Annotated in this window: 28 protein-coding genes; 19 read left to right on the forward strand and 9 right to left on the reverse strand. The window is 66.2% G+C overall.

Annotation, left to right across the window (positions count from 1 at the left end; translation table 11 throughout):
- The first annotated feature begins 18 nt into the window (after window positions 1-18).
- From ACSION_RS04290 to ACSION_RS04335, 10 genes are all read left to right on the forward strand, one after another.
- A complete protein-coding gene (locus ACSION_RS04290) occupies window positions 19-321 on the forward strand; it encodes a YrhB domain-containing protein (protein ID WP_435304991.1) in 303 nt (100 codons plus the stop codon).
- A gap of 322 nt (window positions 322-643) precedes the next feature.
- Window positions 644-862, forward strand: a complete 219-nt coding sequence (locus ACSION_RS04295; protein ID WP_435304992.1) for an XAC0095 family protein — start codon at window positions 644-646, stop codon at window positions 860-862.
- Between the two features lie 91 nt (window positions 863-953).
- On the forward strand, window positions 954-1334 hold the full coding sequence (locus ACSION_RS04300) for a hypothetical protein (protein ID WP_435304993.1): 381 nt from the start codon (window positions 954-956) through the stop codon (window positions 1332-1334).
- Between the two features lie 266 nt (window positions 1335-1600).
- Window positions 1601-2074 (forward strand): hypothetical protein, encoded by a 474-nt coding sequence (locus tag ACSION_RS04305; protein ID WP_435304994.1) that lies wholly within the window; start codon window positions 1601-1603, stop codon window positions 2072-2074.
- Window positions 2075-2126: 52 nt separating this feature from the next.
- On the forward strand, window positions 2127-2810 hold the full coding sequence (locus ACSION_RS04310) for a hypothetical protein (RefSeq protein ID WP_435304995.1): 684 nt from the start codon (window positions 2127-2129) through the stop codon (window positions 2808-2810).
- 547 nt (window positions 2811-3357) lie between these two features.
- Window positions 3358-3825 carry a hypothetical protein gene (locus ACSION_RS04315; RefSeq protein ID WP_435304996.1) on the forward strand — a complete coding sequence of 156 codons (468 nt, stop codon included), beginning with the start codon at window positions 3358-3360 and terminating at the stop codon, window positions 3823-3825.
- A 121-nt stretch (window positions 3826-3946) separates the two neighbouring features.
- Window positions 3947-4600, forward strand: coding sequence for a hypothetical protein (locus ACSION_RS04320; RefSeq protein ID WP_435304997.1), 654 nt, complete (start codon window positions 3947-3949; stop codon window positions 4598-4600).
- Between the two features lie 50 nt (window positions 4601-4650).
- Entirely contained in the window at window positions 4651-5004 is a 354-nt protein-coding gene (locus ACSION_RS04325) for an FKBP-type peptidyl-prolyl cis-trans isomerase (protein ID WP_435304998.1), read from the forward strand.
- Between the two features lie 157 nt (window positions 5005-5161).
- Window positions 5162-5800 carry a hypothetical protein gene (locus tag ACSION_RS04330; protein WP_435304999.1) on the forward strand — a complete coding sequence of 213 codons (639 nt, stop codon included), beginning with the start codon at window positions 5162-5164 and terminating at the stop codon, window positions 5798-5800.
- A gap of 65 nt (window positions 5801-5865) precedes the next feature.
- Window positions 5866-6108 (forward strand): DUF2789 domain-containing protein, encoded by a 243-nt coding sequence (locus ACSION_RS04335; protein WP_435305000.1) that lies wholly within the window; start codon window positions 5866-5868, stop codon window positions 6106-6108.
- A gap of 133 nt (window positions 6109-6241) precedes the next feature.
- Here ACSION_RS04335 and ACSION_RS04340 read toward each other — a convergent pair whose 3' ends face one another.
- A complete protein-coding gene (locus tag ACSION_RS04340; protein WP_435305001.1) occupies window positions 6242-6823 on the reverse strand; it encodes a pyridoxamine 5'-phosphate oxidase family protein in 582 nt (193 codons plus the stop codon).
- 106 nt (window positions 6824-6929) lie between these two features.
- Window positions 6930-8357, reverse strand: a complete 1428-nt coding sequence (locus tag ACSION_RS04345) for a M20/M25/M40 family metallo-hydrolase (protein WP_435305002.1) — start codon at window positions 8355-8357, stop codon at window positions 6930-6932.
- 205 nt (window positions 8358-8562) lie between these two features.
- Between ACSION_RS04345 and ACSION_RS04350 the strand changes: the two genes are divergently transcribed.
- Window positions 8563-9204, forward strand: a complete 642-nt coding sequence (locus ACSION_RS04350; protein ID WP_435305003.1) for a hypothetical protein — start codon at window positions 8563-8565, stop codon at window positions 9202-9204.
- Between the two features lie 26 nt (window positions 9205-9230).
- Here the strand turns inward: ACSION_RS04350 and ACSION_RS04355 are convergent, their stop codons facing one another.
- From ACSION_RS04355 to ACSION_RS04365, 3 genes are all read right to left on the reverse strand, one after another.
- A complete protein-coding gene (locus ACSION_RS04355; protein WP_435305004.1) occupies window positions 9231-9659 on the reverse strand; it encodes a hypothetical protein in 429 nt (142 codons plus the stop codon).
- A gap of 97 nt (window positions 9660-9756) precedes the next feature.
- On the reverse strand, window positions 9757-10812 hold the full coding sequence (locus tag ACSION_RS04360; protein WP_435305005.1) for an endonuclease/exonuclease/phosphatase family protein: 1056 nt from the start codon (window positions 10810-10812) through the stop codon (window positions 9757-9759).
- Window positions 10813-10989: 177 nt separating this feature from the next.
- The gene (locus tag ACSION_RS04365) at window positions 10990-11328 is read right to left on the reverse strand and encodes a hypothetical protein (protein WP_435305006.1); all 339 of its coding nucleotides are present in this window, start codon (window positions 11326-11328) and stop codon (window positions 10990-10992) included.
- A 258-nt stretch (window positions 11329-11586) separates the two neighbouring features.
- Between ACSION_RS04365 and ACSION_RS04370 the strand changes: the two genes are divergently transcribed.
- Complete coding sequence (locus ACSION_RS04370; protein WP_435305007.1) at window positions 11587-11982, forward strand: helix-turn-helix domain-containing protein; 396 nt, start codon at window positions 11587-11589, stop codon at window positions 11980-11982.
- A 22-nt stretch (window positions 11983-12004) separates the two neighbouring features.
- Here the strand turns inward: ACSION_RS04370 and ACSION_RS04375 are convergent, their stop codons facing one another.
- Window positions 12005-12877, reverse strand: a complete 873-nt coding sequence (locus ACSION_RS04375; protein WP_435305008.1) for a LysR family transcriptional regulator — start codon at window positions 12875-12877, stop codon at window positions 12005-12007.
- 70 nt (window positions 12878-12947) lie between these two features.
- On the opposite strand from ACSION_RS04375, the gene ACSION_RS04380 reads away from it, so the two are divergent.
- Together ACSION_RS04380 and ACSION_RS04385 are read left to right on the forward strand one after the other, a co-directional pair.
- Entirely contained in the window at window positions 12948-14471 is a 1524-nt protein-coding gene (locus ACSION_RS04380) for an amidohydrolase family protein (RefSeq protein ID WP_435305009.1), read from the forward strand.
- An 83-nt stretch (window positions 14472-14554) separates the two neighbouring features.
- Complete coding sequence (locus ACSION_RS04385; RefSeq protein ID WP_435305010.1) at window positions 14555-14755, forward strand: hypothetical protein; 201 nt, start codon at window positions 14555-14557, stop codon at window positions 14753-14755.
- Window positions 14756-14761: 6 nt separating this feature from the next.
- Here ACSION_RS04385 and ACSION_RS04390 read toward each other — a convergent pair whose 3' ends face one another.
- The gene (locus tag ACSION_RS04390; protein ID WP_435305011.1) at window positions 14762-15148 is read right to left on the reverse strand and encodes a DUF6165 family protein; all 387 of its coding nucleotides are present in this window, start codon (window positions 15146-15148) and stop codon (window positions 14762-14764) included.
- 93 nt (window positions 15149-15241) lie between these two features.
- Here ACSION_RS04390 and ACSION_RS04395 point away from each other — a divergent pair, with 93 nt between their 5' ends.
- The 4 genes from ACSION_RS04395 (at window position 15242) to ACSION_RS04410 (ending at window position 18998) form a co-directional block, all read left to right on the forward strand.
- Complete coding sequence (locus ACSION_RS04395) at window positions 15242-16531, forward strand: glycoside hydrolase family 2 TIM barrel-domain containing protein (protein ID WP_435305012.1); 1290 nt, start codon at window positions 15242-15244, stop codon at window positions 16529-16531.
- A 75-nt stretch (window positions 16532-16606) separates the two neighbouring features.
- Complete coding sequence (locus ACSION_RS04400) at window positions 16607-17224, forward strand: hypothetical protein (RefSeq protein ID WP_435305013.1); 618 nt, start codon at window positions 16607-16609, stop codon at window positions 17222-17224.
- A gap of 22 nt (window positions 17225-17246) precedes the next feature.
- Window positions 17247-17696 (forward strand): hypothetical protein, encoded by a 450-nt coding sequence (locus tag ACSION_RS04405; protein WP_435305014.1) that lies wholly within the window; start codon window positions 17247-17249, stop codon window positions 17694-17696.
- A 60-nt stretch (window positions 17697-17756) separates the two neighbouring features.
- Entirely contained in the window at window positions 17757-18998 is a 1242-nt protein-coding gene (locus tag ACSION_RS04410; RefSeq protein WP_435305015.1) for an MFS transporter, read from the forward strand.
- Between the two features lie 21 nt (window positions 18999-19019).
- Here the strand turns inward: ACSION_RS04410 and ACSION_RS04415 are convergent, their stop codons facing one another.
- Together ACSION_RS04415 and ACSION_RS04420 are read right to left on the reverse strand one after the other, a co-directional pair.
- Window positions 19020-19598 (reverse strand): mechanosensitive ion channel family protein, encoded by a 579-nt coding sequence (locus ACSION_RS04415; RefSeq protein ID WP_435305016.1) that lies wholly within the window; start codon window positions 19596-19598, stop codon window positions 19020-19022.
- A gap of 84 nt (window positions 19599-19682) precedes the next feature.
- Entirely contained in the window at window positions 19683-20123 is a 441-nt protein-coding gene (locus ACSION_RS04420; RefSeq protein ID WP_435305017.1) for a hypothetical protein, read from the reverse strand.
- 192 nt (window positions 20124-20315) lie between these two features.
- Between ACSION_RS04420 and ACSION_RS04425 the strand changes: the two genes are divergently transcribed.
- Window positions 20316-21152 (forward strand): hypothetical protein, encoded by an 837-nt coding sequence (locus ACSION_RS04425; RefSeq protein WP_435305018.1) that lies wholly within the window; start codon window positions 20316-20318, stop codon window positions 21150-21152.
- The last annotated feature ends 33 nt before the right edge of the window (window positions 21153-21185 follow it).

Here is a 21185-nt window from a genome sequence, read left to right on the forward strand (position 1 = left end):
AGTGCAGAAGATGACTCAATGATCTCCTACGAAGAAGCCCGCTCACATGTCGAAGAAGCGCTGGCGCGCTGGCCCGATGCTCAGGAGACAGGCGATTCCCTGATCATCCTGCACGAGCGCACGATGGAGAAGCCGTGGGGCTGGGTGTTCTTCTATACCTCAAAGCAGTTCCATGAGACGGGAGACTTCCGCTTTGCGCTGGCAGGCAATGCGCCGTACATCGTGGAGAGGGAGACCGGACGGCTGATCGAGACCGGTACAGCAGTGCCGCTCGACGAGTACATCGCAAACTACGAACGCACCGGCAGTTCTCAGGCGTAACGTGCATAGGTGCCGACGAGCGTCTGATCTCGCGCCCTACAAATGTAAATAGACACCCCGCCATCCCCGACGCAAACTCGCTTCCAAGGAGCGTCGAATCTCCCCTGATAGCGGTTCCACCTACGACAACCCGGTGGGTTTTTTGTGCCCAAGGCATCGGGCACATCCGGCGCAGACTGTTCCGCGTCGGGAGGGCGGCTAATACAACACCTCGCGAGAGGAAATACGCCCGCCGTCTATCAGCGGTTTCGAACCTCCCGACACCCTACGGGCGCAACGCGCGCCCGCAGGCACGCCTCGCTCCACACGGAAGGACACCGCCATGAAGCACGGAACGCTCACCGACCCCGGCTACCACCTGCCCACCGACGCACACGCCGAACTGCAGGCCCTGCGCGACCACCTGCACCTGCTGGCCCAGCTCAGCATCCCCGAGCACCAACACCCCGACAGCCTCGTTCTCCCCCGCACCGGCCTGGCCCACTGCTTCACCCACCTGGCCGACACCGCCGACCGCATCGTCGCCGCCGTGACCAGCTAACTCCCACATCGTGCCGGCGCGTGCATCCGATCCGCGGCCGGCCACCGTAAGCAGTGCGCACCACCACGGCATCCACACACTAGGATCCTCCATGCGCCGCTTCCTCGCTTTCGCCCTGCTTCTCGCCGCGCCTGCCTTCGCCCACGCCACGCCGCTAGACGGCACCTGGCGCGTGGACCTGACCACCGACCCCGCCAAGCCCTACACCCAGCCCATGCAGCTGACGCTCAACGCCGATGGCACGGTGACCGGCAGCTTCTACCAAAGCACCATCGAAGCCGGCCGCTGGAAAGAAAGCCGCGGCCGCCTCTGCGCCAGCTTCCGCACCACCGACGGCGTAGGCCCGTACCACACCGCCGTCTGCCTGACCGGCGACACCGCAACGGGACAGACCTGGGCCGAACACCGCAACTTCCTGTTCAACTGGAACGCCGTGCGCGCGCCAACGACCGAAGCCGCGCCAACCCCCTGAGTGGCGCGCCACGCGTAACCCTTCCGTGCCCCGGGTGCGGCCGTTGGCCGAACCTGGGCTACGTGGACCCATCCACCTGACCGACATCGCCGGCCGCATCGCGTCTGTTGCCGCCTGATGGGCTTTGGGTCGTGGCATAGTTCGGTGAACGGGGAGAGCGCGTAGCGCGGACTGGCATTGCGCCCAAGGGAAAAGGGTTGGATCAGCGTCCGTACCCCGACATTGGTTCTGGCGTCGATAGGAGCAAGGGGATGCGGATTCCGTTGATGGTGCTGGCCATCCTGGCACTGACATCGTGCGCGACGATGCGTGATCGTCCCACCGACGTCATGGTCACCCAGGAATTGGCGAAGGAGAAGAAGCTAGTCCGCTTCTCTTCTCCGCTGACACCTGAGCAATTGCGGGATAAGGCCACGCAGACCGCATGCGGCAGGGAAACCAAGGTCATGACATCGATCATGCCTGTCGTCGGGGTGGGCTACATAGGCGTAGGAGGAACCTACGAGTACACCGTGCACTCAGGTCTCTTTCCAGACGGCGTTGCGTACGTTGCGTTGCGTACCACCAACGGCACCCTCCACGGCACGCCCATGGGCTACACCATGAAAGCCGCGGGCGAGGGGAACTCGGACGTCACGGTTTATGCCGCCGACAAGCGAAAGACTGACGAGATCCGCACACACGTAGAAGCCGGTACGCTGCTTTGCCACTGGCGCGACTACAGCTATCCGTACGACTGAGAAGCCTTATGTTGCACGGCATAGTTCCTGCGCATCGACCTTGGGGAACGCCATGACCACTCTCAGCTTCACCGAACTGGATCGCCGCTTGCGGGACGTGCCGGACGGACCCGCTGGCGTGCTCGATACACCGGCCCTCTATCGCAGGGCGAACTACGTCGCCGCCTTTGGCGCGGTCTTGATGCTCACGCCACTCGTTGCCTTACGTTTCGCGGAACCTGCTTGGTGGATGATTGATCTGCTTCAGATCGGATTCTCCGTCTTCTTCTTAGCCTCGATGCCGTGGCTCGCACGATCGTACGGAGTGCTTGGATTGAGCTTATGGCGCTGGCGACGCGAGCAAGTACAGCAGCTCGATCATGATCTTCCTCATTTTCGTGATCTTCTGGATTGGCTTGTCCGATTCCCGAATTCGACACTAGTCGAACACCGTCGTGTCGCGCGCCTTGTCTTAGGGCAGCTCTCTCCGAAGATCGGAATGCTGGGTGGAAATCAGGAGAGGTTCGCTATCTTTCCCGTCGCGGCGTCTGCTTTTCTGGTAGTCAGAAGCTGGGAGGCACCGCAGGATATGCCGTCATGGCAAGTCGTTCTGGCTTTCGGCTTTGTCATCTTCTTCTTCCTGCTTGTCGTCGCCAACCTGATGAACATTCGCTTGCGGCTCTATGAGGCGCTACTTACAGAAGCGATCTCCATGAAGACGGTCGATGAGTCGACAACGGCGTCGGACCTGGGTTAGTAGGGCGGGCTTCAGCGCGTACGGTGGGCTTCAGCCCAACGTCCCATGCGTTGCAGTGCGATCCGGGCGGTGGGCCGAGGCCCACCCTACGCCCTAGATGGCACTCCAAGCCCCATCTCTCTCACATTGAGCCCCATCGATGGAGCTCCGGGCGTCATCCGTCGAGCTCGGAATCCCTCGCGCGGGCCAGGTGAGTGCCATCGATGGCTTTCCGAGCCCCATCGATCACATTCCGAATCCCATCGATGGAACATTGAGCTCGATCGCTCTCACATTGAGAGCCATCGATCGCGCTCCGAGCTCCATCGATCGCGCGCCGAATGCCATGCCATGGCATTCCGAATGCGATCTGCCGGGCTTGGAGCTCCGCATCTCACACGCCGAGTGCCATCGATCGGGCTCTGCAGCTCCATCGATGACATTCCGAGCTCCATCTCCCCGCTTCTCACACATCGCAATGTGAGAGGCATTGCGCGTGCACGCGCGCTAGGCTGCGATCGTCGGCGATGAACGCCGACGTGTCCTTTCGACAATCAATGGAGTGAACATGAGCCAGAACCGCATCTCCCTGCACCTCAGCAACGACGACCAGGCCATCATCGAAGGCGCCATCGCCACCCTGGAACAGCACCTCGCCGGCCTGATTGGCCTGACCCCCGACGAGCGCCGCGAGCTGACCAAGATGGGCGACAAGTCCGAAGCCTTCTGCCGCCAGGCCGTCATCACCCTGGGCAAACACCCCGACGTGCTGCCACGCAACTTCGACGTGGACGAATACCGCGCGGACCTGGTGGCCCTCGACATCCTGCGCCCCCTGATCGCCCGCCTGCAGCGCGTTTACGAACGCATGCTCGACAGCGAAATGGCCCTCGGCAGCGACCTGATGGTCGCCTCCCTCGAAGGCTACGCCCACCTCAAGGTGGCCGGCCGCGGCGACGGCCTGGAAGGCATGCGCGAAGCGCTGGGAAGTCGGTTCGAGCGCAAGCGACGACAGGAACCCGAGCCGAAGGCGTAAGCGTCGCGGCATGAACAAGAAAGGCGAGCTTCGGCTCGTCTTTTTTTTTGCAAGCGCGCTCCCGCTACCTGCGGTGATCCTTGTGTAGCATGAAGGCTCACTTGGCGTGTTCGGAGGCACCATGAAGGTCCTGGCAAACGTCCTGATGGTGTGCCTGGCAATGGCCATCGCACCTGCCGTAAAGGCCACCGCGCAACTGTCCGATCTGTTGATCTTGGAGGGCAAGGAATTCGCCCTCAACACCAATCCTCTGGCAAACCAGCTTCAGAAGAAGCAGTGGAAACCCCCCAAGGAAGCGTTGATCTCGTCGGCAAACTGGCGGGGCTACCTCGCGACGTGGGAGATCAAGGGCGGCAAGCTGTTCCTGAAGGACGTCAGCATCGCTGTCATCAATCCCAAGGACGAGCACGATGACATCCGCAAGAGCATCACCCGCGACCTGTACCCCGGCGCTGCCGAGGTCTTCGCCGACTGGTACACGGGCGCACTGATCGTCCCTGACGGCAAGATGACGCGCTACGTGCACATGGGGTATGGCTCCTCCTTCGACCACTACCAGGTGTTCCGCGTGCACGCCGGCAAGATCGTCGAACACCTCTCGATGACCGACGCCGAGTTCGAGGCCTACAAGGAAAAGAAATTCGCTGTCTTCCGCAAGACCGAGGCCTATGCAAAGGCGTACGCCGATTTCCGCAAGGAAGCGCCCGATCTCAGCAAGGCGCAAGCCGAAGATTTCATCCGGTCGTACTTCGCCGAAACCTATCTGTCGCAATAGCGACCGCGGGATACACTGGGCGCCACGCGAATCACCCACAAGGAATCCCCATGGCATTCACCACCACCGCGTCCGGCCTGCAGTTCGAAGACACCGTCGTCGGCAGCGGCGCGGAAGCAAAGCTCGGCAGCAACGTCACCGTGCACTACACCGGCTGGCTGTATGAGAACGGCGAGCAAGGCGCCAAGTTCGATTCCAGCAAGGACCACGGCGAGCCCTTCATCTTTGCCCTCGGCCACGGCATGGTCATCGAGGGCTGGGACGAAGGCGTGCAGGGCATGAAGGTGGGCGGCCAGCGCACCCTCATCATCCCCGCCAAGATCGGCTACGGCGCCCGCGGCGCCGGCGGCGTCATCCCGCCGAACGCCACCCTGAAGTTCGACGTCGAACTGCTGGGCACCTGAGTCGGGCCGTGATGCTCACGCCCGTCGCACCCACGAGCCCCGCTTCGGCGGGGCTCGTTGTTTGTGGCGAGGGGCGGCCCGGGCGATGACTTCCAGCACGCTCCACCCGGTGTGCGGTGCGCGCACAGTCCCTCGCGAATCCCGGAGGTGCACGACGATGACACGCTGGCTGATCCTGTTCGCCTGTCTGCTGGGCCTGCCCGCCGTGGCGCACGCGGGCGACGCGCATACCGTCACCTCGCCGGCGGTGCCGGATGCGACCTTCCACGTGGATAGCGCCCTCACCGCACTGCCCGCGTTGCGGTTCCCGATCCGCGACCAGACCGATGCCGAGCGGCGCCTGTTCGTCGAAACGAAGGACGGCGCGGTCGTGCGCATGTTGGTGCTGCAGTTCGAGACCGTGCAGCCCGGTTCGGATTTCCGCTTCCGCTTCCCGCCCAGGCCGCCGCGCGACTTCGGACCGCACGTCTACCGCTTCGGCAGCTACGCCTACGACGACGCGACCGCCGCCGCGCGCGAACCCGCGCTGGAAGCCGCACGCACCCGCGCCGCGTTGCGGGCGAACGGCTTGCGGCCGCCGCGCTATTGGCATGTCGTGCGCCTGGCCCGTGTCGCCGACGCGGACGGCCGCCACGAAGCCATCGTCTTCTACCTGGAGAACGCCGACGCGCGGTATCCCGACGGCCTCACCGACGTGGACGAAGACGGCGACGGCCGCCTGCCCGCCGATGAGACCGACCGGCTGTGGCAGGCGCTGACGCAAGCGATCGAGGTGCGTCCCGCGGTGGTCGAGTAGCGCGATCGCCACCGGCTTCACGCAGGCGCGGGTACGCTGGCGTTCTTCCTCCACGAGGCGCCGCCATGGAACCCACCGTCCACCCCTTCTCCGCGCTGTTCGCCCAGCTGGGCCTGCCCAACGACAACGCGAGCATCCAGCAGTTCATCGCCAGCCATTCCCCGCTGCCCGACAACGTGCGCCTGGAGGAAGCCCCGTTCTGGTCGCCCGCGCAAGCGCAACTGCTGCGCGAAGAACGCCTCGACGACGCCGACTGGGCGATGGTGGTGGACCGCTTGAACGTGGCGCTGCACGGTAGCCCGGCGTAACGCTGCGTAGCCCGGGTGAGCGCGGCACACCCGGGGATTCCACACGCGCAGGCCTTCCTTGTCCCCGGGTGCGGTCGCCGGCCTTACCCGGGCTGCGTCGGTCAACGGACTTCGGCTGCATCCGGACGCGGTGCTATTGCGCGCTCCGCGCCTGCGCCAACTGCGCTTCCAGTTCTGCGATGCGCCGGTCGCGCTCCTGCAGCGCCTGCTGCACGTCCTCGGCCTCGAAACGCACGGGGATGTACTTGGGGCAGTTCCAGTCGAAAGCTTCGACATGGATCCGCATCTCGCGCTCGGTGCGCCCCGCATCCGCGGATTCGTGTACCGACAGCCGGCCCAGCAGCTTCATGCGATGCCGATGTGCGTAGTCCATCAGGATCATCGCCACGCGATCGTCCCTGGCGAGATTGCCCATACTGATGAACTGGCGATTTCCCGGCAGGTCCATGAACGACAGTGTCCGCGCGTCGAGTACCTGCAGGAACCCGGGGCTTCCGCCGCGGTGTTGCACGTATGGCCAGCCGGTCTCGGAGACGGTCGCCATGTAGAAACTGCGCTGCGCGCGGATGAGGGCGGCCTCATCCGGCCCAAGTTCGGCATTGCGGACCTCGTCGCCGGATTCGAACGCCCGCGCGTACTGCGCACGGCTGCCGTCGCGGGCCTGTATCTCGCGGACGGCGGGGGTGAAGGCGATGTTCGCGAACGCGTGTTTCATCTCGTTCTCCAAGCCTGTGTGCCCACCCCGCAGGAGGGGGCGAGCCGCGCGATAACCGTCATGGACGATTCCTGTGCACCGTGGGCCGGGGCATCCGCGCCCGCCGTCACTGCGCCGTATGCACCTGCGCCGGGCCGCCGGTGAGTTTTCCACGTGTCTTGGCGGTCTCGCCGAGATAGGCCAGCGCGAACTGGGCGAACTTGACGCTGTGCTGCGCCGATTCGCCCATCGTCGCCAGCGTGTCCTGGGTGGTGTGGATGTAGGGGAAGCTGCCGTTCGGGCCGCCGGCCTCGAACATCATCGCGGCGGGATAACCGGCGTTCGTCCATGAGGCGTGGTCGGAGCAGGCGTAACCGCAGGCGGTATTGCTGCGCGTCAGGCCCGTCGGCGCCAGGTAGGTATCGAACAGGGTGATGAAGAAGTTCTTCAGCGCCGTGTTGGAGTAGTCGGTGATCAACTTCATGTCCGTGACCGCGCCGAACTTGTAGTTGGTCATGTCCACCTGCAGCACGCTGACCACGTTGACGCCGTTGGCACGGAACGATTGCGCGATGGCGTTGGAGCCGCGCAGGCCGACTTCTTCCGCCGCATAGCCCATGAACTTCACCGTGCGCCGCGGCTGCCAGCCGTCGGCCAGTGCGATGCGCAGGGTCTCGGTGAGCGTGGCGATGCCGGAGGCATCATCGTCGGCGCCCGGCGCCAGCTGGTTGGGATCGTTCGGCGTATTGCCGTTGATCGAATCCAGGTGCGCGCCCAGCACCACGACCTCGTCGGGCAGGTCCCAGCCGCGGATGGTGAGGATGACCGAAGGCTGCGTGCTGCAATTGCTGCAGGCGGTGAACAGCTCCGTGGTGACGTCGTCGCGGCCGGCGGCGAGCGACTGCCAGTGTGTGCGGATCCACTCGGCCGACGTCTTGCCATGCGTGCTGGCGAAGTAGCGATTGCGGTAGCTCGAGAGGTGGTTGATGGTGTCGTAGATCCGCTGTTTCTGCACTTGCGGCAACCAGCCGTTCACGGTGTCCTGGTTGTCGAGCGTGTAGGCGGCGAGCAACGTCTTCGCCATCGCTTCCTTCGCCCGGCCCTCGGCGACGAAGGCCTCGGCCTGGGCGCGGGTAGGGAACGCGAAGTACCCGCCGCAGCGGTGTTCGTTGACGTGCACATAGCGGCTGATCTCGCCGAGCCGGTCGGCACGGGTTTCGGAAATCAGCACCGGCATGCCGCTGCTGTCGCGCCGCGCGACCGCGTTGCGGGCCATGCCGCGGATGCCCTGGTACGTCTCGCGCGAGGTCACGATGTACACCGGTGCGAACGGGTCGTCGGGGGACGATGTCGTCGTCGTGGCGACCGGCGCGGCCGTCCTGTCCATCCGAACGCGACGCAGGGAGGGCGCTTCTCCGGTCGCGGCCACGTGCGACGCGGCGGCCGCGCGCGTGGCGGTCGATGGCACGGGTCGCGGGGTGTCCGAACGCACCATCACGACGCTGGCCACCAGGGAGAGCAGGAGCGTCGTCGGGCCGAGCAGGAACGGTTTCATCGTGGCATCTCCCGGATCACGGCCTGCGGCGTAGCGGTTGTCACGCTACCACTTTCATGGCGGCGCCACGCGTGCAGAAAGGGGGAGGGCGAACGGAGTTTGTGGCGAACGGGCCCGCGCGCCGCAGGGTGGCAGCGCCGCGACAGGCATGCTGTAGTAACGCCGCGCGCCCTGGGGAGGGCGCCCATGCCAGGGGATGACCTCGATGAGGAACTATGTGGGCCTGTGCGCCCTGTGGATGGCGCTGCTGCCGGCCACCAGTTGGGCGCAGGCCTCCTGCGTGAAGCCGGTGTTGCCGGACACCGAAGTAGAGGGATGGCACGAGAGTTCGATGGGCGGCGTCATCGTGGGTACCGCGCAGTACCGCATTCACGCGAAGACCAGTTCGCGCCATGAAACCGTCACCCTGGGCATCGCCTTCAGTCACCGGTCCGACGACGAATCGCACGCGACGAGCCTTCCTGCCGTTCGCGAGCTGCCGGACCTGATGACGGCCAGCCTGCAGGTGCGCTTCGTGCGGAAGGACGGAGCGCCGCCGCGAGGCTGGGATGCCGACGAGGTGGACATCCTGCTCGACGGCAAGCGCTTCCCGGCCGGCATGGGGGTGATCGGCGCACCCAACCGTACCCATGACATCGCCGCCAACTGGGAAGTCTGGTTCAGCGACCAGGACCTGTTGGCTGCCATGGAGAACGCGCGCGAGATGGAAGTGCGGATGCGCCACACGCCCACGGCATCCTTCGCCACGTTCTATTTCGACATCTCGTCGTTCAAGGGCCTGCGCGCGCAACTGATCCCGTACTGGCGCTGCACCGCCGCGCCCTATCACTACTCGCACCGCCATTGAGCCCAGCGGGTAGCGGACACGTCGTGCTACTCGGCGACCGTGCCGCCCACCTTGAGCACCACGCGATAGTCGCCCGGCGGCGCGTTGCCCGCGCTGTGCGGATGCGGCTCCAGCGAGTCCAGCCATAGCGTATGCGCGCCCACGCGCTGCACATCCTGCGGCGGCGTGCCGCCCCCGCGCCAGGGCAGGGAGACGACGTGCGGATCGATGCCGGGGCCGGCCACCCATACGAACGCATGTGCTTCGCCTGCCCATACGCAAGTGACGTCCGACGGACAGCGGCTGTCGCGGTAGCCCACGAACTGGACGGACAGCCCGTCCACGGTGGTTTCCTGCTGCCACGCGAGCGTGACCGTCCGGTCCGCGGGGGCGGGATCGTTGCGTGCCGCCGATGTCGGCGTGCAGGCACTGAGCAGCAGGAGCACGGCGGTGAGGCAGAACGGGAATCGGGTCATGGCGCGTCCGGGAGGATGAGGGGTCGACGCATAGGAGAAACCCGTCCGCATGAACGTAGCGTCACCTATGCCGGGACGCGCGCAGGGCACGCAAGGGCTAGCCGTCCAGCAACTCCTGCAGGTACTCGTCGGACTGGTCGATGCGGAACTCGCACCACATCGGCAGGTGATCGGACATCTGGTAGGTGCGCCAATCGCGGAAGGTCTTCGCGTTGGTGTCGCCGAACGGGGCTGCGTAGGCGGGTTCGTCGTGTTCCAGACGATAGACGTAGTCGAAGAAGTCGAACACGCCGGCCTTGCCCGTCGCCGTCATGCGATTGAGGTCCTTCAGGTAGGCGATCTGGTCGTAGTGCTTGTCGTGCTTGACGTTCGAGCCCGGGATTTCCTGCAAGCCTTCCGGCACCTTGAAGCCGGCCGAGGTAAGCGCCTCGAAGGTCACGTCGTCCCGATTGAAGATGTTGAAGTCGCCCAGCGCGATCAGGTTCTCGCGGAACTCCTCGTATCCCTCCGGGACGTAGACCGGGCCGCTCTGAAGGTCGACGGCATGCTTCTTCAACGTGTTGGCGAGGTTCTTGATCTCCGCCAGCCGTTGCGGATCCACCGCCACGCCCTCGCCGTAATAGATGTGCACGGTGCACAGGTTGAGTTGCGACCACCCGGCCTTGAAGCCGCACAGATAGGGGCTTCGCGCGAACTGCACCACAGGCGTGGCCTTCTTCGACGAAGGGAGCACGACTTCGGCCGCCAATCCCGAGAACGTCACCTTGCGCTTGTCGTACAGGAAGGCCATGCGCTCGGCGTTGCCGGACTGTCCCAGCGTCACGTCGGTAACGACGTAGTCCCACGACGTGCCGAGCAGGCGGCGCACGGTCTGCAGGCCGTACAGGCTGGTCTTGATCTCCTGCAGCGCGATCAGGTCGAAACGCTGGAGGATCTCGGCGATGAAGTAGTAGGCGTCCGCGCTGCGCGGGCCGTACTTGCCGCTGTCGAACTCGCGGATGTTCCAGGTGGCGAGCAGCAGGGTGTCCGTTGCGCTGCGCGCGGGAATCCCTTGTTCGATGAAGCCGGCCCGCAGGCGCTGCAGACCCTGCACGATGCGCTTGCGGTCGGCCTTCTTGTAGGTGGCGTCCTTCAACCCGGCGTAGTACGGCATGCAGTGCTCCTGTCCTGGGGTGGCGTGCGGATGTCATCCGTTGCAGCACGGCGTCCGTACCGACAACGCCGCGCAACGCGCGCGTAGGCCAGCAGAACGCAGGGAAATGCGTGTAGCTGATGAGCGTCGTCGGTCGCGACCGCCCTCCCTGGCAGTCGCAACGCGAACGGCAGCGACTCACGCCTTGGACGCGCCGCCCGGCAGGTCGCGGTCCGAGGTGATGGACAGTCCATCCGGCAGTTCGATGGCGTCGAACTGCGCCTGCACCGTCTGGAGCAGCGCTTTCTGCCGGCCTTCGGACAGGGTCTGCGCGAGCGCATCGATGGTGGCCAGCACCTGCAGGTCGCGCGCGAGTTCCGGCCGGATGCCCTCGCCGCCGAACCACGGCGGTTCGCGACGGGGCGGGAACTCGAAGAAGGGTTCCACCCAGACGATGATGGGGATGCGGATCCACTTCAGGCAGATCTTGGTGATGGGATGGCGGAAGATGCAGATGTAGCGCCATGCGATGATCATGGTGACCTCCGATGTCGGGCGGGATGTGCCCATCCGGAATGACGCGTCGCGTGCGATGGACCGGCTAGCTGGAGCCACCGTCTGTCGGCGGTCGCGCGACGCATCGTGTCCAGCGGCGCTCGCTTCCGCGGCAAGGATGAAGTCCGGATGCTTTGCCGCGGATGCGGCGACGGACGGTAAGTCCCGCTAGGCAGGATTGGATTAGCGTGGCTTGCAGGCCAGCATCACTGGCGCTGTCGTCGAACAGGGAGGTGAGCGATGGTGACCTTGCCCTTGCGGATCCGCCGCGCACGTGCCGTGGCGCGCATCACCCAGTCCGAACTCGCGCGGCGCCTGGACGTGAAGCGCAGCGCGGTGAGCCAGTGGGAGAGTGCCCACGGCACCACGCCGAACCTGGCCCATCTGATCCGGATCGCCGTGGAGACCGGCGTCGCCTTCGAGTGGCTGGCGACGGGACGCGGCCCGGTGCGGCTGGATCACGAGCTGCCGGACGAAGCGGTGGTGTTGAGGGATTTCGCACAGGACGCACTGGAGAGCCGCGGCCTGCAGGCGCTCAGCCGCCTGTCGCGGCCGAAGAAGCAGGTGGCCGTGACGATCATCGAGTTGCTGAGTGGCGTCATTGCGCCTGCGGCTGGAGATGCACGAACGCCGTAGCGCGGTTGTCCACGTCCCTGCCTCAGGGGGTCTTTGATGGCGCTCGTGCGAGCTTCGCGCAGCGTTGCGCCAAGCGCTCCGCCAGTGCCAGCGTCGCCGGCGACGCGCCTGCAGGGTGATGCAGCGCCAGCCAGACGTGCGGCGCTGCCGGCGCGCCGTCACGTGGGCCAAGGATGCGATGCGCGGGCAAGGCGGCGCGGCGAGGCAGCAGGCTGAGCCCCAGGCCATCCGCGACGGCGGCCTGCAGACTGGCCAGCTGCGGGCTGACGTAGGCGACATGCCAGCGGCGTCGTTGCGCATCGAGCCAGCCGAAGAGTTCTTCGCGGTAGAGGCCGCCTTCGGGGAACACGGCCACCGGGACGGAAGATCGCGAAAGGCAGGGATGGCGACGGCTGTCCAGCCATGCGAGCGGCTCGCGCCAAGCCTGTACGGCGCGCGCATGGCGCTGCTTCGCCAGAACGAGGTCGTACTCGCCGCGTTCGTACGCCGCCAGCAACTGCGGGCCCAGGCCGGTGGTGACCTCCAGCCGCAGGCCGCTGCCCCATTGGCGTGCGAAGGCCGCGAGTACGGGAGTCAGCAGGCGACCGCCGAAATCCTCCGGTACGCCCAGGCGCACCGTCTCCTGCGTCGGCGTTCCGTCCATCGCCGCCCGCGCCTCCGCGCCCAGCGCGAGCAGTCGCCGCGCGTAGCCGAACAGGCGCTCGCCGGCTTCGGTGGTGGTGGGGCGCGTGCCGCTGCGGTCTACCAGGGAATGGCCGACGTCTTCTTCGAGCCGCCGCAAATGCTGGCTGACCGTCGACTGCGTGAGGTGCAGGGCCTGCGATGCGCGCGTGAAGCCACCGTGCTCGATGACCGCGACGAAGGAGCGCAACAGGATCGGGTCGTACATGGTCATCGCATATCCCACTGGCTGCAATGGAGGTATTTAATTTTACGATGGCCCAGGATGCCGCTAGGCTTCCGGCATGACCGGATCCGTCCGGCGAATCCACGAGGTCCGGGAGGACGCGATGACGATGATGACGCAGGCCAGGGCGGCGGCTGCGAGGGCCCGTGTCCTCCTTGCACTCGGCGTGTGGTGCCTGGCGCCGACGGTCCATGCGCAGGTGAACGATACGAGCGTCGACCTGCTCGTGCGCGATGTCACCGTGATCGACGTCAATGATGGCAAGCGCCTGCCGCATCGCGACCTGGTGGTCGATGACGGGCGCATCGTCGCCATCGTGGCCACCGGCGAGGCGCGCGTGGGCAAGGCGAGGGAGACGGTCGAAGGCCGCGGCCTGTTCGCCACACCCGGCCTGTGGGACATGCATGTGCACTTCGGTGGCGGTGCGGCGCTTATCGAAGAGAATCGCGCGTTGTTGCCGCTGTACGTGGCGCACGGCATCACCGGCGTGCGCGATGCCGCCGGCGACCTGAGCGACAGCGTGTTGGCCTGGCGCGAGGCAGTGGCTGCCGGCCGCGAGCTGGGGCCACGCATCTTCACCTCGGGGCCGAAGATCGAAGGCAAGGATTCGATCTGGCCCGGCGATCTCGAAGTCGAGGACGAAGCCGGGCTGGACGCCGCGCTGGACAGCCTGGTCGCGCGGAAGGTCGACTTCATCAAGATCACCGACAACACGCTGAGCCCGTCGCTGTTCATGTCGGCGCTGAAGAAGGTACGTGATCGCGGCCTGGTCAGTTCCGCGCACATCCCGATGGCGGTGTCCGTGGCGGATGCGAGCGCAGCCGGGCTCGGTTCCATCGAGCACATCGCCTACGCCTACAAGGCCGGCGCGCCCGACGAGGCGGAACTCAGTCGCGCCTTCGCCGCGGGAACGCGCGACGCGCGTGCGGTGTGGTCGGGCGCGGAAGCCAGTTTCACGCCCGATCGTGCGCTGGCCGCGTACCGCCGGCTCGCCGCCAACGGCACCGCGGTCACGCCCACGCTCAACGGCAGCCGCGTGGTGGCTTACCTGGACCAGAACGATCACGTCGGCGACGACTACCTGCAGTACATCGGCCCGGGCCTGCAGGCGACCTACGCATGGCGTATCGAGCGTGCAGCCAAGGACGACGCCGCGGCGATCGCCCTGCGACATGCGCGCTTCGAGCGGCAGGCCGCGATCCTGCCGCTGCTGCAATCCGCGGGCGTGCGCATCCTGGCCGGCACCGATGCCGGGTTCCTCAACTCCTTCAACTACCCGGGTGTGGGCCTGCACGACGAGTTGGACCTGTTCGTCCGTTACGGCCTGACCCCGTTGCAGACGCTGCAGGCCGCCACGATCAACGGTGCGCGGTTCCTGGGGCACGACGATACCCACGGCACGCTGGTGCCCGGCAAGGCGGCGGATATTGTGTTGCTGCGTGCCGATCCGGTGGTGGACATCGAGGCCGTGCGCGCGATCGACACCGTGATCCTGCAGGGCAAGGTGCACGACCGTGCCGCGCTCGATGCGATGCTCGAGGATGTGCGCACGCGCGTGGCGGCCATGCGGACCGCGCCCTGACCCGGCGCGCGCGCGCGAGACGCTGACACGACGCACACAACCGACGGGCTAGGCTGGGATCCCCTGCAACAGGAATCCCCCTCATGTCCCCGAGCACCCGCGAAGACGTCATCCTGCAGCTGGACCGCGTGGACACGGCGCTGGAAGCGCCCGAGGCCGACAAGGCGGCGATCCTGCGCGAGGCGGTGGAGTGGCTGGCGGATCATCCGCCGAAGAAAGCCGCCGACGCGTTGTACTACCGTGATCGCCTCGACGTCATCCGCGAGCGCCACGGCGCCGCGTGAGCGGCCTCAGGCCTGGTACTGCTTCTCTTCGATGAAGCGCGAGCCGGCCAGGCGGTTGATGGTGTTCTTCACCTGGATGCGTTCGCCGTTGTGATGGGCGACCGAGCGCGCGAGTTCGACGAACTCGGCATCGAAGGCCTGCGCGGCTTCCTTCGCCCGCAGTGCGTCCTGCACGTCCCACATGCGTTCGTTGATCGCGCGGAGGTCGGCCATCAATGCCGACAATTCGGCTTGCTGCTCCACGAGGGGCGCCCACAGTGCCTCCAGGCCATCCTTCTCCACCTGCACATGTGCCCGCTTGCCGGCATCGTCGATGCGTTCGGCCTTGATCTCGAGGATGGACAGTTTGTCGGCGAGTTCGCCGATGGAGACGGGGATCTGGATGGTGTTCATGCGGGCATTCTAGCGCCGTGCCTCGTGCCTCGTGCGCCGGCAGCGCATGGCATGATGCGGTCCCGCACCCGACCCGGCCGGAGGCCCTACCGCATGCTGCAGCGAATCCTCGTGGCGTTGCTCGCTCTCGGCCTGTCCCCGCTGGCGATGGCCGCGCCCTCGCAGGTGCGCATCACCCACGAAGATGGCCGCTACGTGCTGCGGGTGGACGGGCAGCCCTTCCGCATCAAGGGCGCCGGCATGGCCGGTGCGGGGTCGGCGGCGTTGGCGGCGCGCGGCGGCAATTCGTTCCGCACCTGGGACACCGGCACCGACGTGGCCGACGTGCGGGCCATGCTGGACGAGGCGCAGCGCCACGGGCTGAAGATCGCGATGGGCATCGCGGTGGGCAACGAGCGGCACGGGTTCGATTACGACGATGACGCCGCGGTGGCCGCGCAGCTCTCGCGCATCCGCGAGGAAGTGAACCTGTACAAGGATCACCCGGCGGTGCTGATGTGGGTGGTGGGCAACGAACTGAACCTGCACTACAGCAATCCGAGGGTATGGAATGCAGTGGGTGCGATCACCGACATGATCCATCGCGAAGACCCCAACCACCCGGTGATGACGACGCTGGCGGGCTTCGACAAACGGCTGATCGACCTGCTGAAAGCGCGCGCACCGTCGCTGGACCTGATCGGCATCCAGCTCTATGGCGACATCGGCGCATTGCCGGAAAAGCTCAGCACCAGTGGATGGACGGGTCCGTATGTCGTCACCGAGTGGGGCCCTACCGGCCATTGGGAAAGTCCGCTGACGTCGTGGAAAGCGCCGGTCGAGGACGACGCCACGCGCAAGGCGCAGCTGTTGCAGCAACGCTACGAGCAGGTGATCGCCGCGGACACGACGCAGGGCCTGGGGTCGTACGTGTTCCTGTGGGGGAACAAGCAGGAGCGCACGCCGACGTGGTACGGCCTGTTCCTGCCGGGCGGCGAGAGCACGCCGGCGGTGGATGCGATGGAGTACGTGTGGACCGGCGCCTGGCCTTCCAACCGTGCGCCGTCGGTGGCGCCGTTGCACCTGGACGGACGCGTGGCCACCGAGAGCGTCACGCTGCAGGCGGGCAAGCCCTATGCCGCGAAGATCGCGGCGCAGGACGCGGACGGCGATGCACTGGAGTATCGCTGGACCATGCTGCACGAAACCACGGCCACCAGCATCGGCGGCGACCGGGAAGACGTGCCGCCGGCGGTGAAGATCGCGCTGCACGGCGATGGCAAGGGCGGACTGCGTTTCGACGCGCCCAAGAGGCCGGGCGCGTACCGTTTGTTCGTCGAAGTGCTGGACGGCCAAGGACATGCGGCCTACGCCAATCTGCCGTTCCGGGTGGAAGATCGCTGACGCTGCATTGCGCGCGCTGCCGGACTGCGATGGAATAGCGCCAAGCGCCCGGGGGGGCGCCTTCAAGGGGATCACATGCGGAAGTGGATGATGGGCCTGCTGTTGCAGGCCGGCGTGGTGGTGGCCGCGTTCGCCCAGGAGCAGGTACCGTCGCCACCGGCACCGCCGGAGACGGGCAACCTGGTCGTGGAGATCAAGCCGTTCACCAGCGAGCAAGAGCTGCCGGCCAAGGCGGCCGAACAGTTGAAGAGCGGCGGACTGGAATGGGGCGTGCGCGACGGCAAGATGGTGTTCTCGATGGTGGGCAAGCAGTTCATCGACTTTCCGCTCAACCACATGACGCGCTACGGCCAGCAGGAAGGCCTGTCGCTACCGGCCGGCGAATACCGGGTGACCGGCATCGGCCTGGAGATGCACACCAGTTTCAGCGTCAAGAAGGTGCTGGAGCGCGGTGCATTCTTCAATGAGGATGCGGTCGTGTTTCGTATCGAACCCGGCAAGACCACCACGGTGTCGATCAATCCCATCATCCGCAAGGATGCGATCTTCGGCAGCACGTTCTACGTGCCTACGTTGATGGCGAGCGTGCGCAATGAGGCGGGCGAGACCCCGGCGGTGGCGTTGAACGTGCGTGGCCCCACGTCGATCGCCTGGCCGCAGTACACCGGCCCGCTGAAGTTCGTCCCGAAGTGATCGGTCGCCTGGGGATGCCGTGATGAATGTGCTCAAGGCGGGTTTCTTCGTCGCAGTGGCCGCCTTGGCCGTCCTGGCGGCACGCGAATACGTGCCCCGGGACGCCGTCCAGGCGTTGACCGCGCGTTTCACGGGCGGACCTGCCCAAGGATCCAGCGCCGCCAGCCGGCATGGGTTCGTGGATATCCCCCTGCCGGATGGCCAGTCCGGGCACCACGTGGTGATCTTCGCGCCGGTGAACTGTCCGTCGGATGCGGCCCAGCGCGCGGAAGCCTTGGCGCGCCGGCTCGACGATGCCGGCATCCCTTACACGCGCTCGCAGGACGCGAACTTCAGCACGCTGTCTTCGCAGGACGACGCCAATCGGGTGATGTCGGTGATGAACGGGCCGATCCCGGTGGTCTTCGTCCGCAAGCGAGCCCGCGCGAACCCGGACGCCGACGCCGTGGTGGCCGAATATCGCGGCGGTTGACCCTGCAGCGTTCCACCTGCAGGGTCGACCCCGGCTGTTGCGCTGCAGCATAATGGCGGGATGGATGTCGCACCTCCCCCCGCTGCCTCTCCTTCCGTCGCCGACGCGCTGACGCCCCGCCAGATCGGCCTGATCCTGTTCGCGCTGACGCTGGGCGGCTTCGCCATCGGCACCAGCGAGTTCGCCAGCATGGGGCTGATGCCCAACATGGTGGCGTCGCTGGGCGTGACCGAGCCGCAGGTGGGCCACCTGATCAGCGCCTACGCCCTGGGGGTCGTTGTCGGTGCCCCGTTGTTGGCGATCCTCGGTGCGGGCTGGAAGCGCAAGACCCTGTTGCTCGCCCTGATGGGTTTCTACGTGTTGGGCAACCTGGCTAGCGCTTTGGGGCCCACCTACGAAAGCCTGCTGGTGTTCCGTTTCATCGCGGGCCTGCCGCATGGCGCCTACTTCGGCGTGGCGGCGTTGACGGCGGTGGCGATCAGTCCGCCGAACAAGCGCGGACGCGCGATCAGCCTGGTGATGCTGGGCCTGACGCTGGCCATCCTCATCGGCAATCCGCTGGCGACCTGGCTGGGCCAGGTGATCGACTGGCGCTGGGTGTTCGCCTTCGTCGCGCTGATCGCGCTGGTGACCGCCACGCTGCTGGCGATCTGGTTGCCGACAGGCATCGACGGCGCCAGGGCGCATCCGCTGGACGAACTGCGCGCGTTCAACCGCGTGCAGGTGTGGCAGGCGCTGGGCATCGGTGCGATCGGTTTCGCCGGCATGTTCTGCGTCTTCAGCTACCTGGCACCGACGATGCTGGACGTGACGCGCGTATCGCCGGCGTGGATCCCGCTAGGCCTGGCCGGCTTCGGCGTGGGCGGCGTGATCGGCAATTTCGTCGGTGGCTGGCTGTTCGATCGCATGCAGCTGCGTGGCGTGTGGATCGTGCTCGCGTGGGCGGTGGCGATGCTGCTGCTGTTCCCGCTGATGGCGCAGACGCTGCCGACGATCCTGCTGGCGACGGTGGGCATCGGCTTGATGGGCGCGCTGGGCCCGATCTTGCAATCGCACCTGATGGACGTGGCCGGCGAAGCGCAGACGCTGGCGGCCGCGTCGCACCACGCGGCCTTCAACACCGCGAACGCACTCGGCCCGTGGCTGGGTGGCATGGCGATCACCGCGGGCTTCGGCTGGACCTCGACGGGCTACGTCGGCGCGGCGATGGCGGTGGCCGGCCTGCTGATCTATGCATGGGCGCAGCAGACCCTGCGCGCCGGCGAGGCCGCGGATGCCGTCGCTTGCGAGTCGTCGCGCTGAGCGAAGCGCCGACGAGGCTCGTTACTCCGGCGAAGAGGCCGTAGGCGGCGAACCCGAGCGCCAGCGGCGCGTGGTGCGCTGGAAGAACTGGCTGTTCGGGATCTGCAGCACCGTGTCCCCGCGCAGCGCGTCCTCTTCCAGCAGCGTGGTGTAGAGCAGGTTGATGTCGATCACCCGGCCGCGGAGCCCGGGCTTGTCGCCGTTCTCGAGCACTTCGATATGGTCGTGCACGCGGAACGGACGGGTGGTCAGGATCAGTACGCTGCAGAAGATGTTCGACAGCACGCTCCATGCGGCGAAGAAAGCCACGGCAGCGACGGCGGTGAAGCCGGTGAGCGCCGTCCACAACACGCTACCCGACACACCAAGCCGGCCCAGTGCGAGCATGAACGCCGACATGTAGACCAGCACGCCCAGCAGCCGGCGTGCGCTGACCGCGACCTGCGCCGGCAGGCGGTAGCTGTCGCAGATGCGGCGCACGATGATGCGCAGCACGCGCAGGAGCAGCCAGGCACCGAGCAGGATCGCCATCGCCTGTGCGATGGGGATGGCGACATCCGCGCCTTCGCGCAGCCAGCCCGCGAACTGCGGCCAGCTCATCGGTACACCTGTCGGAAAGAATGCGCGTACGAGACGTCGATGCAGGTCTTCATGCGGAAAGGGTGACGGCGTACGCCTGCAGGGTCAAGGTTCGAAGGGATGCGCTTTGCCGCACGCGTAGACGTGGTTGTAGTCGCTGGACATGCATTGGTAGAAATCCCGCCGTACGCCCGTGGCGGCTTCGCAGTCCTGCACGGTGAGTACGCCCAGCAGTGCCTTCAGCGCGGGTGTGGCGGCGTCGTAGGCGGCTTGCGTCATGTAGCCGCCGCGCAGGTTCTTCTCGCCCACTTCCAGCATGGTCTCGACGCCCCAACGCGCGTTCTCGACGGCCTTGCCGCAGGCGAGCGAAGGCGCTTCCTCTTGCACGCTCGACAGATGTTCCGCGATCGCCGCGACATCGGCCTGAACCGTGGCAGGCAATGGGCGAGGTGGCGCGTCTTCCCCTGCCCGTGCACCGGACGCAAGCACCAGCAGCGCCGAGAGTGAGAGAAAGAGCAGGCTGCGGAAGGCTTGGCGAGGCGCCATGGATTTGATGAATGATTGAAACAGGGTTTGCATTGTAGGGTGGAAGGCTGCGCCACGGTGGCCGGCGCGCGGGCGCTTGTGGAGGTTCGCGCCGCTTGCAAGAATGCACGAGCGCCGGAGCGGGCGCAGGTGCTGGCAGGAAGCGGCACCCGTCGTACCGGATCGCCCGACTTTCCACTATGTGAGGACCACATGACCTACAAGCTACTTGCCGCCATCGCGCTCGCATTGTCGAGCGTGGCGCCCGCCGCCCTGGCGGGTGAATGCGAGGACAACTTCAGCAAGTCCGGCAGCATCTTCTCCGGCACCGATTTCTCCAGCCGCGTCACCGTTCCCGATCTGTCCGTCAAGGATGCGATGGGCCAGGTTCGCGGGATCATGATCGGCGAGAAGATGGACGTGATCACCGAAGACGCTGAAACCGGCACGATGCTGGTGGAACAGCGCTCCACCGGCACGACGCGCGCCATCCCCACCTTGATCGCCATCAGCGGTGAGGGCAACGCGGCGACGGTGCAGATGACGGTGAAGACCGAGAAGGGACAGATCGCGAAAGCGGACGCGATGCGCCCTTACATGTGCCAACTGCTGGCCAAGGTCAAGGGCGGCAAGGAAGGCCGTGCCGCCGCCGCGCAGGGGGCGAAGACCCAGAACAACGCGGACGTGACGGTGAAGGATGTCTACGTGTTTTCACGCGAGATCGCGCGGGAAGCCAAGGGCAACGCGGTCGCCGTGACGGCGCGCCACAAGGGCCGCCACTACGCATTGCGTGGCCGTGTGGATTACGTGCAGGAAGACGGCGAGGACTACAACGTCTCGTTCGAGATCCCGCAGCCCGGTTCCGGGCTGTTGCAGGTACCCGGCGACAACGAGCCGCGTGTAGGCGTGGCGTGCCTGTTCAAGCCCAACCAGTTGGCCAACGTGTTGACCTTCCGCAAGGGCGACAAGGTGACGTTCAAGGGCCAGTTCCTGCGCTATGACGACTTCAAGCGCGTGCTCTGGCTGCAGAACTGCACGCAGACGCGTTGACACGCACATCCTGCGAACGAGAAAGGCGCCCGT

Origin of the sequence: Pseudoxanthomonas sp. LjRoot125, from assembly GCF_964252705.1 — a bacterium.
GTDB lineage: Bacteria > Pseudomonadota > Gammaproteobacteria > Xanthomonadales > Xanthomonadaceae > Pseudoxanthomonas_A.

What these genes read in the sequence shown, in the direction of transcription:
- ACSION_RS04350 (WP_435305003.1), top strand. Translation starts at nt 8,563, where the DNA reads ATGAGGAACTATGTGGGCCTGTGCGCCCTGTGGATGGCGCTGCTGCCG.
- ACSION_RS04425 (WP_435305018.1), top strand. Translation starts at nt 20,316, where the DNA reads ATGACCTACAAGCTACTTGCCGCCATCGCGCTCGCATTGTCGAGCGTG.
- ACSION_RS04315 (WP_435304996.1), top strand. Translation starts at nt 3,358, where the DNA reads ATGAGCCAGAACCGCATCTCCCTGCACCTCAGCAACGACGACCAGGCC.
- ACSION_RS04305 (WP_435304994.1), top strand. Translation starts at nt 1,601, where the DNA reads ATGGTGCTGGCCATCCTGGCACTGACATCGTGCGCGACGATGCGTGAT.
- ACSION_RS04310 (WP_435304995.1), top strand. Translation starts at nt 2,127, where the DNA reads ATGACCACTCTCAGCTTCACCGAACTGGATCGCCGCTTGCGGGACGTG.
- ACSION_RS04335 (WP_435305000.1), top strand. Translation starts at nt 5,866, where the DNA reads ATGGAACCCACCGTCCACCCCTTCTCCGCGCTGTTCGCCCAGCTGGGC.
- ACSION_RS04410 (WP_435305015.1), top strand. Translation starts at nt 17,757, where the DNA reads ATGGATGTCGCACCTCCCCCCGCTGCCTCTCCTTCCGTCGCCGACGCG.
- ACSION_RS04420 (WP_435305017.1), bottom strand. Translation starts at nt 20,123, where the DNA reads ATGGCGCCTCGCCAAGCCTTCCGCAGCCTGCTCTTTCTCTCACTCTCG.
- ACSION_RS04380 (WP_435305009.1), top strand. Translation starts at nt 12,948, where the DNA reads ATGACCGGATCCGTCCGGCGAATCCACGAGGTCCGGGAGGACGCGATG.
- ACSION_RS04300 (WP_435304993.1), top strand. Translation starts at nt 954, where the DNA reads ATGCGCCGCTTCCTCGCTTTCGCCCTGCTTCTCGCCGCGCCTGCCTTC.
- ACSION_RS04400 (WP_435305013.1), top strand. Translation starts at nt 16,607, where the DNA reads ATGCGGAAGTGGATGATGGGCCTGCTGTTGCAGGCCGGCGTGGTGGTG.
- ACSION_RS04330 (WP_435304999.1), top strand. Translation starts at nt 5,162, where the DNA reads ATGACACGCTGGCTGATCCTGTTCGCCTGTCTGCTGGGCCTGCCCGCC.
- ACSION_RS04290 (WP_435304991.1), top strand. Translation starts at nt 19, where the DNA reads ATGATCTCCTACGAAGAAGCCCGCTCACATGTCGAAGAAGCGCTGGCG.
- ACSION_RS04355 (WP_435305004.1), bottom strand. Translation starts at nt 9,659, where the DNA reads ATGACCCGATTCCCGTTCTGCCTCACCGCCGTGCTCCTGCTGCTCAGT.
- ACSION_RS04415 (WP_435305016.1), bottom strand. Translation starts at nt 19,598, where the DNA reads ATGAGCTGGCCGCAGTTCGCGGGCTGGCTGCGCGAAGGCGCGGATGTC.
- ACSION_RS04340 (WP_435305001.1), bottom strand. Translation starts at nt 6,823, where the DNA reads ATGAAACACGCGTTCGCGAACATCGCCTTCACCCCCGCCGTCCGCGAG.
- ACSION_RS04365 (WP_435305006.1), bottom strand. Translation starts at nt 11,328, where the DNA reads ATGATCATCGCATGGCGCTACATCTGCATCTTCCGCCATCCCATCACC.
- ACSION_RS04405 (WP_435305014.1), top strand. Translation starts at nt 17,247, where the DNA reads ATGAATGTGCTCAAGGCGGGTTTCTTCGTCGCAGTGGCCGCCTTGGCC.
- ACSION_RS04295 (WP_435304992.1), top strand. Translation starts at nt 644, where the DNA reads ATGAAGCACGGAACGCTCACCGACCCCGGCTACCACCTGCCCACCGAC.
- ACSION_RS04395 (WP_435305012.1), top strand. Translation starts at nt 15,242, where the DNA reads ATGCTGCAGCGAATCCTCGTGGCGTTGCTCGCTCTCGGCCTGTCCCCG.
- ACSION_RS04345 (WP_435305002.1), bottom strand. Translation starts at nt 8,357, where the DNA reads ATGAAACCGTTCCTGCTCGGCCCGACGACGCTCCTGCTCTCCCTGGTG.
- ACSION_RS04325 (WP_435304998.1), top strand. Translation starts at nt 4,651, where the DNA reads ATGGCATTCACCACCACCGCGTCCGGCCTGCAGTTCGAAGACACCGTC.
- ACSION_RS04360 (WP_435305005.1), bottom strand. Translation starts at nt 10,812, where the DNA reads ATGCCGTACTACGCCGGGTTGAAGGACGCCACCTACAAGAAGGCCGAC.
- ACSION_RS04320 (WP_435304997.1), top strand. Translation starts at nt 3,947, where the DNA reads ATGAAGGTCCTGGCAAACGTCCTGATGGTGTGCCTGGCAATGGCCATC.
- ACSION_RS04390 (WP_435305011.1), bottom strand. Translation starts at nt 15,148, where the DNA reads ATGAACACCATCCAGATCCCCGTCTCCATCGGCGAACTCGCCGACAAA.
- ACSION_RS04370 (WP_435305007.1), top strand. Translation starts at nt 11,587, where the DNA reads ATGGTGACCTTGCCCTTGCGGATCCGCCGCGCACGTGCCGTGGCGCGC.
- ACSION_RS04385 (WP_435305010.1), top strand. Translation starts at nt 14,555, where the DNA reads ATGTCCCCGAGCACCCGCGAAGACGTCATCCTGCAGCTGGACCGCGTG.
- ACSION_RS04375 (WP_435305008.1), bottom strand. Translation starts at nt 12,877, where the DNA reads ATGACCATGTACGACCCGATCCTGTTGCGCTCCTTCGTCGCGGTCATC.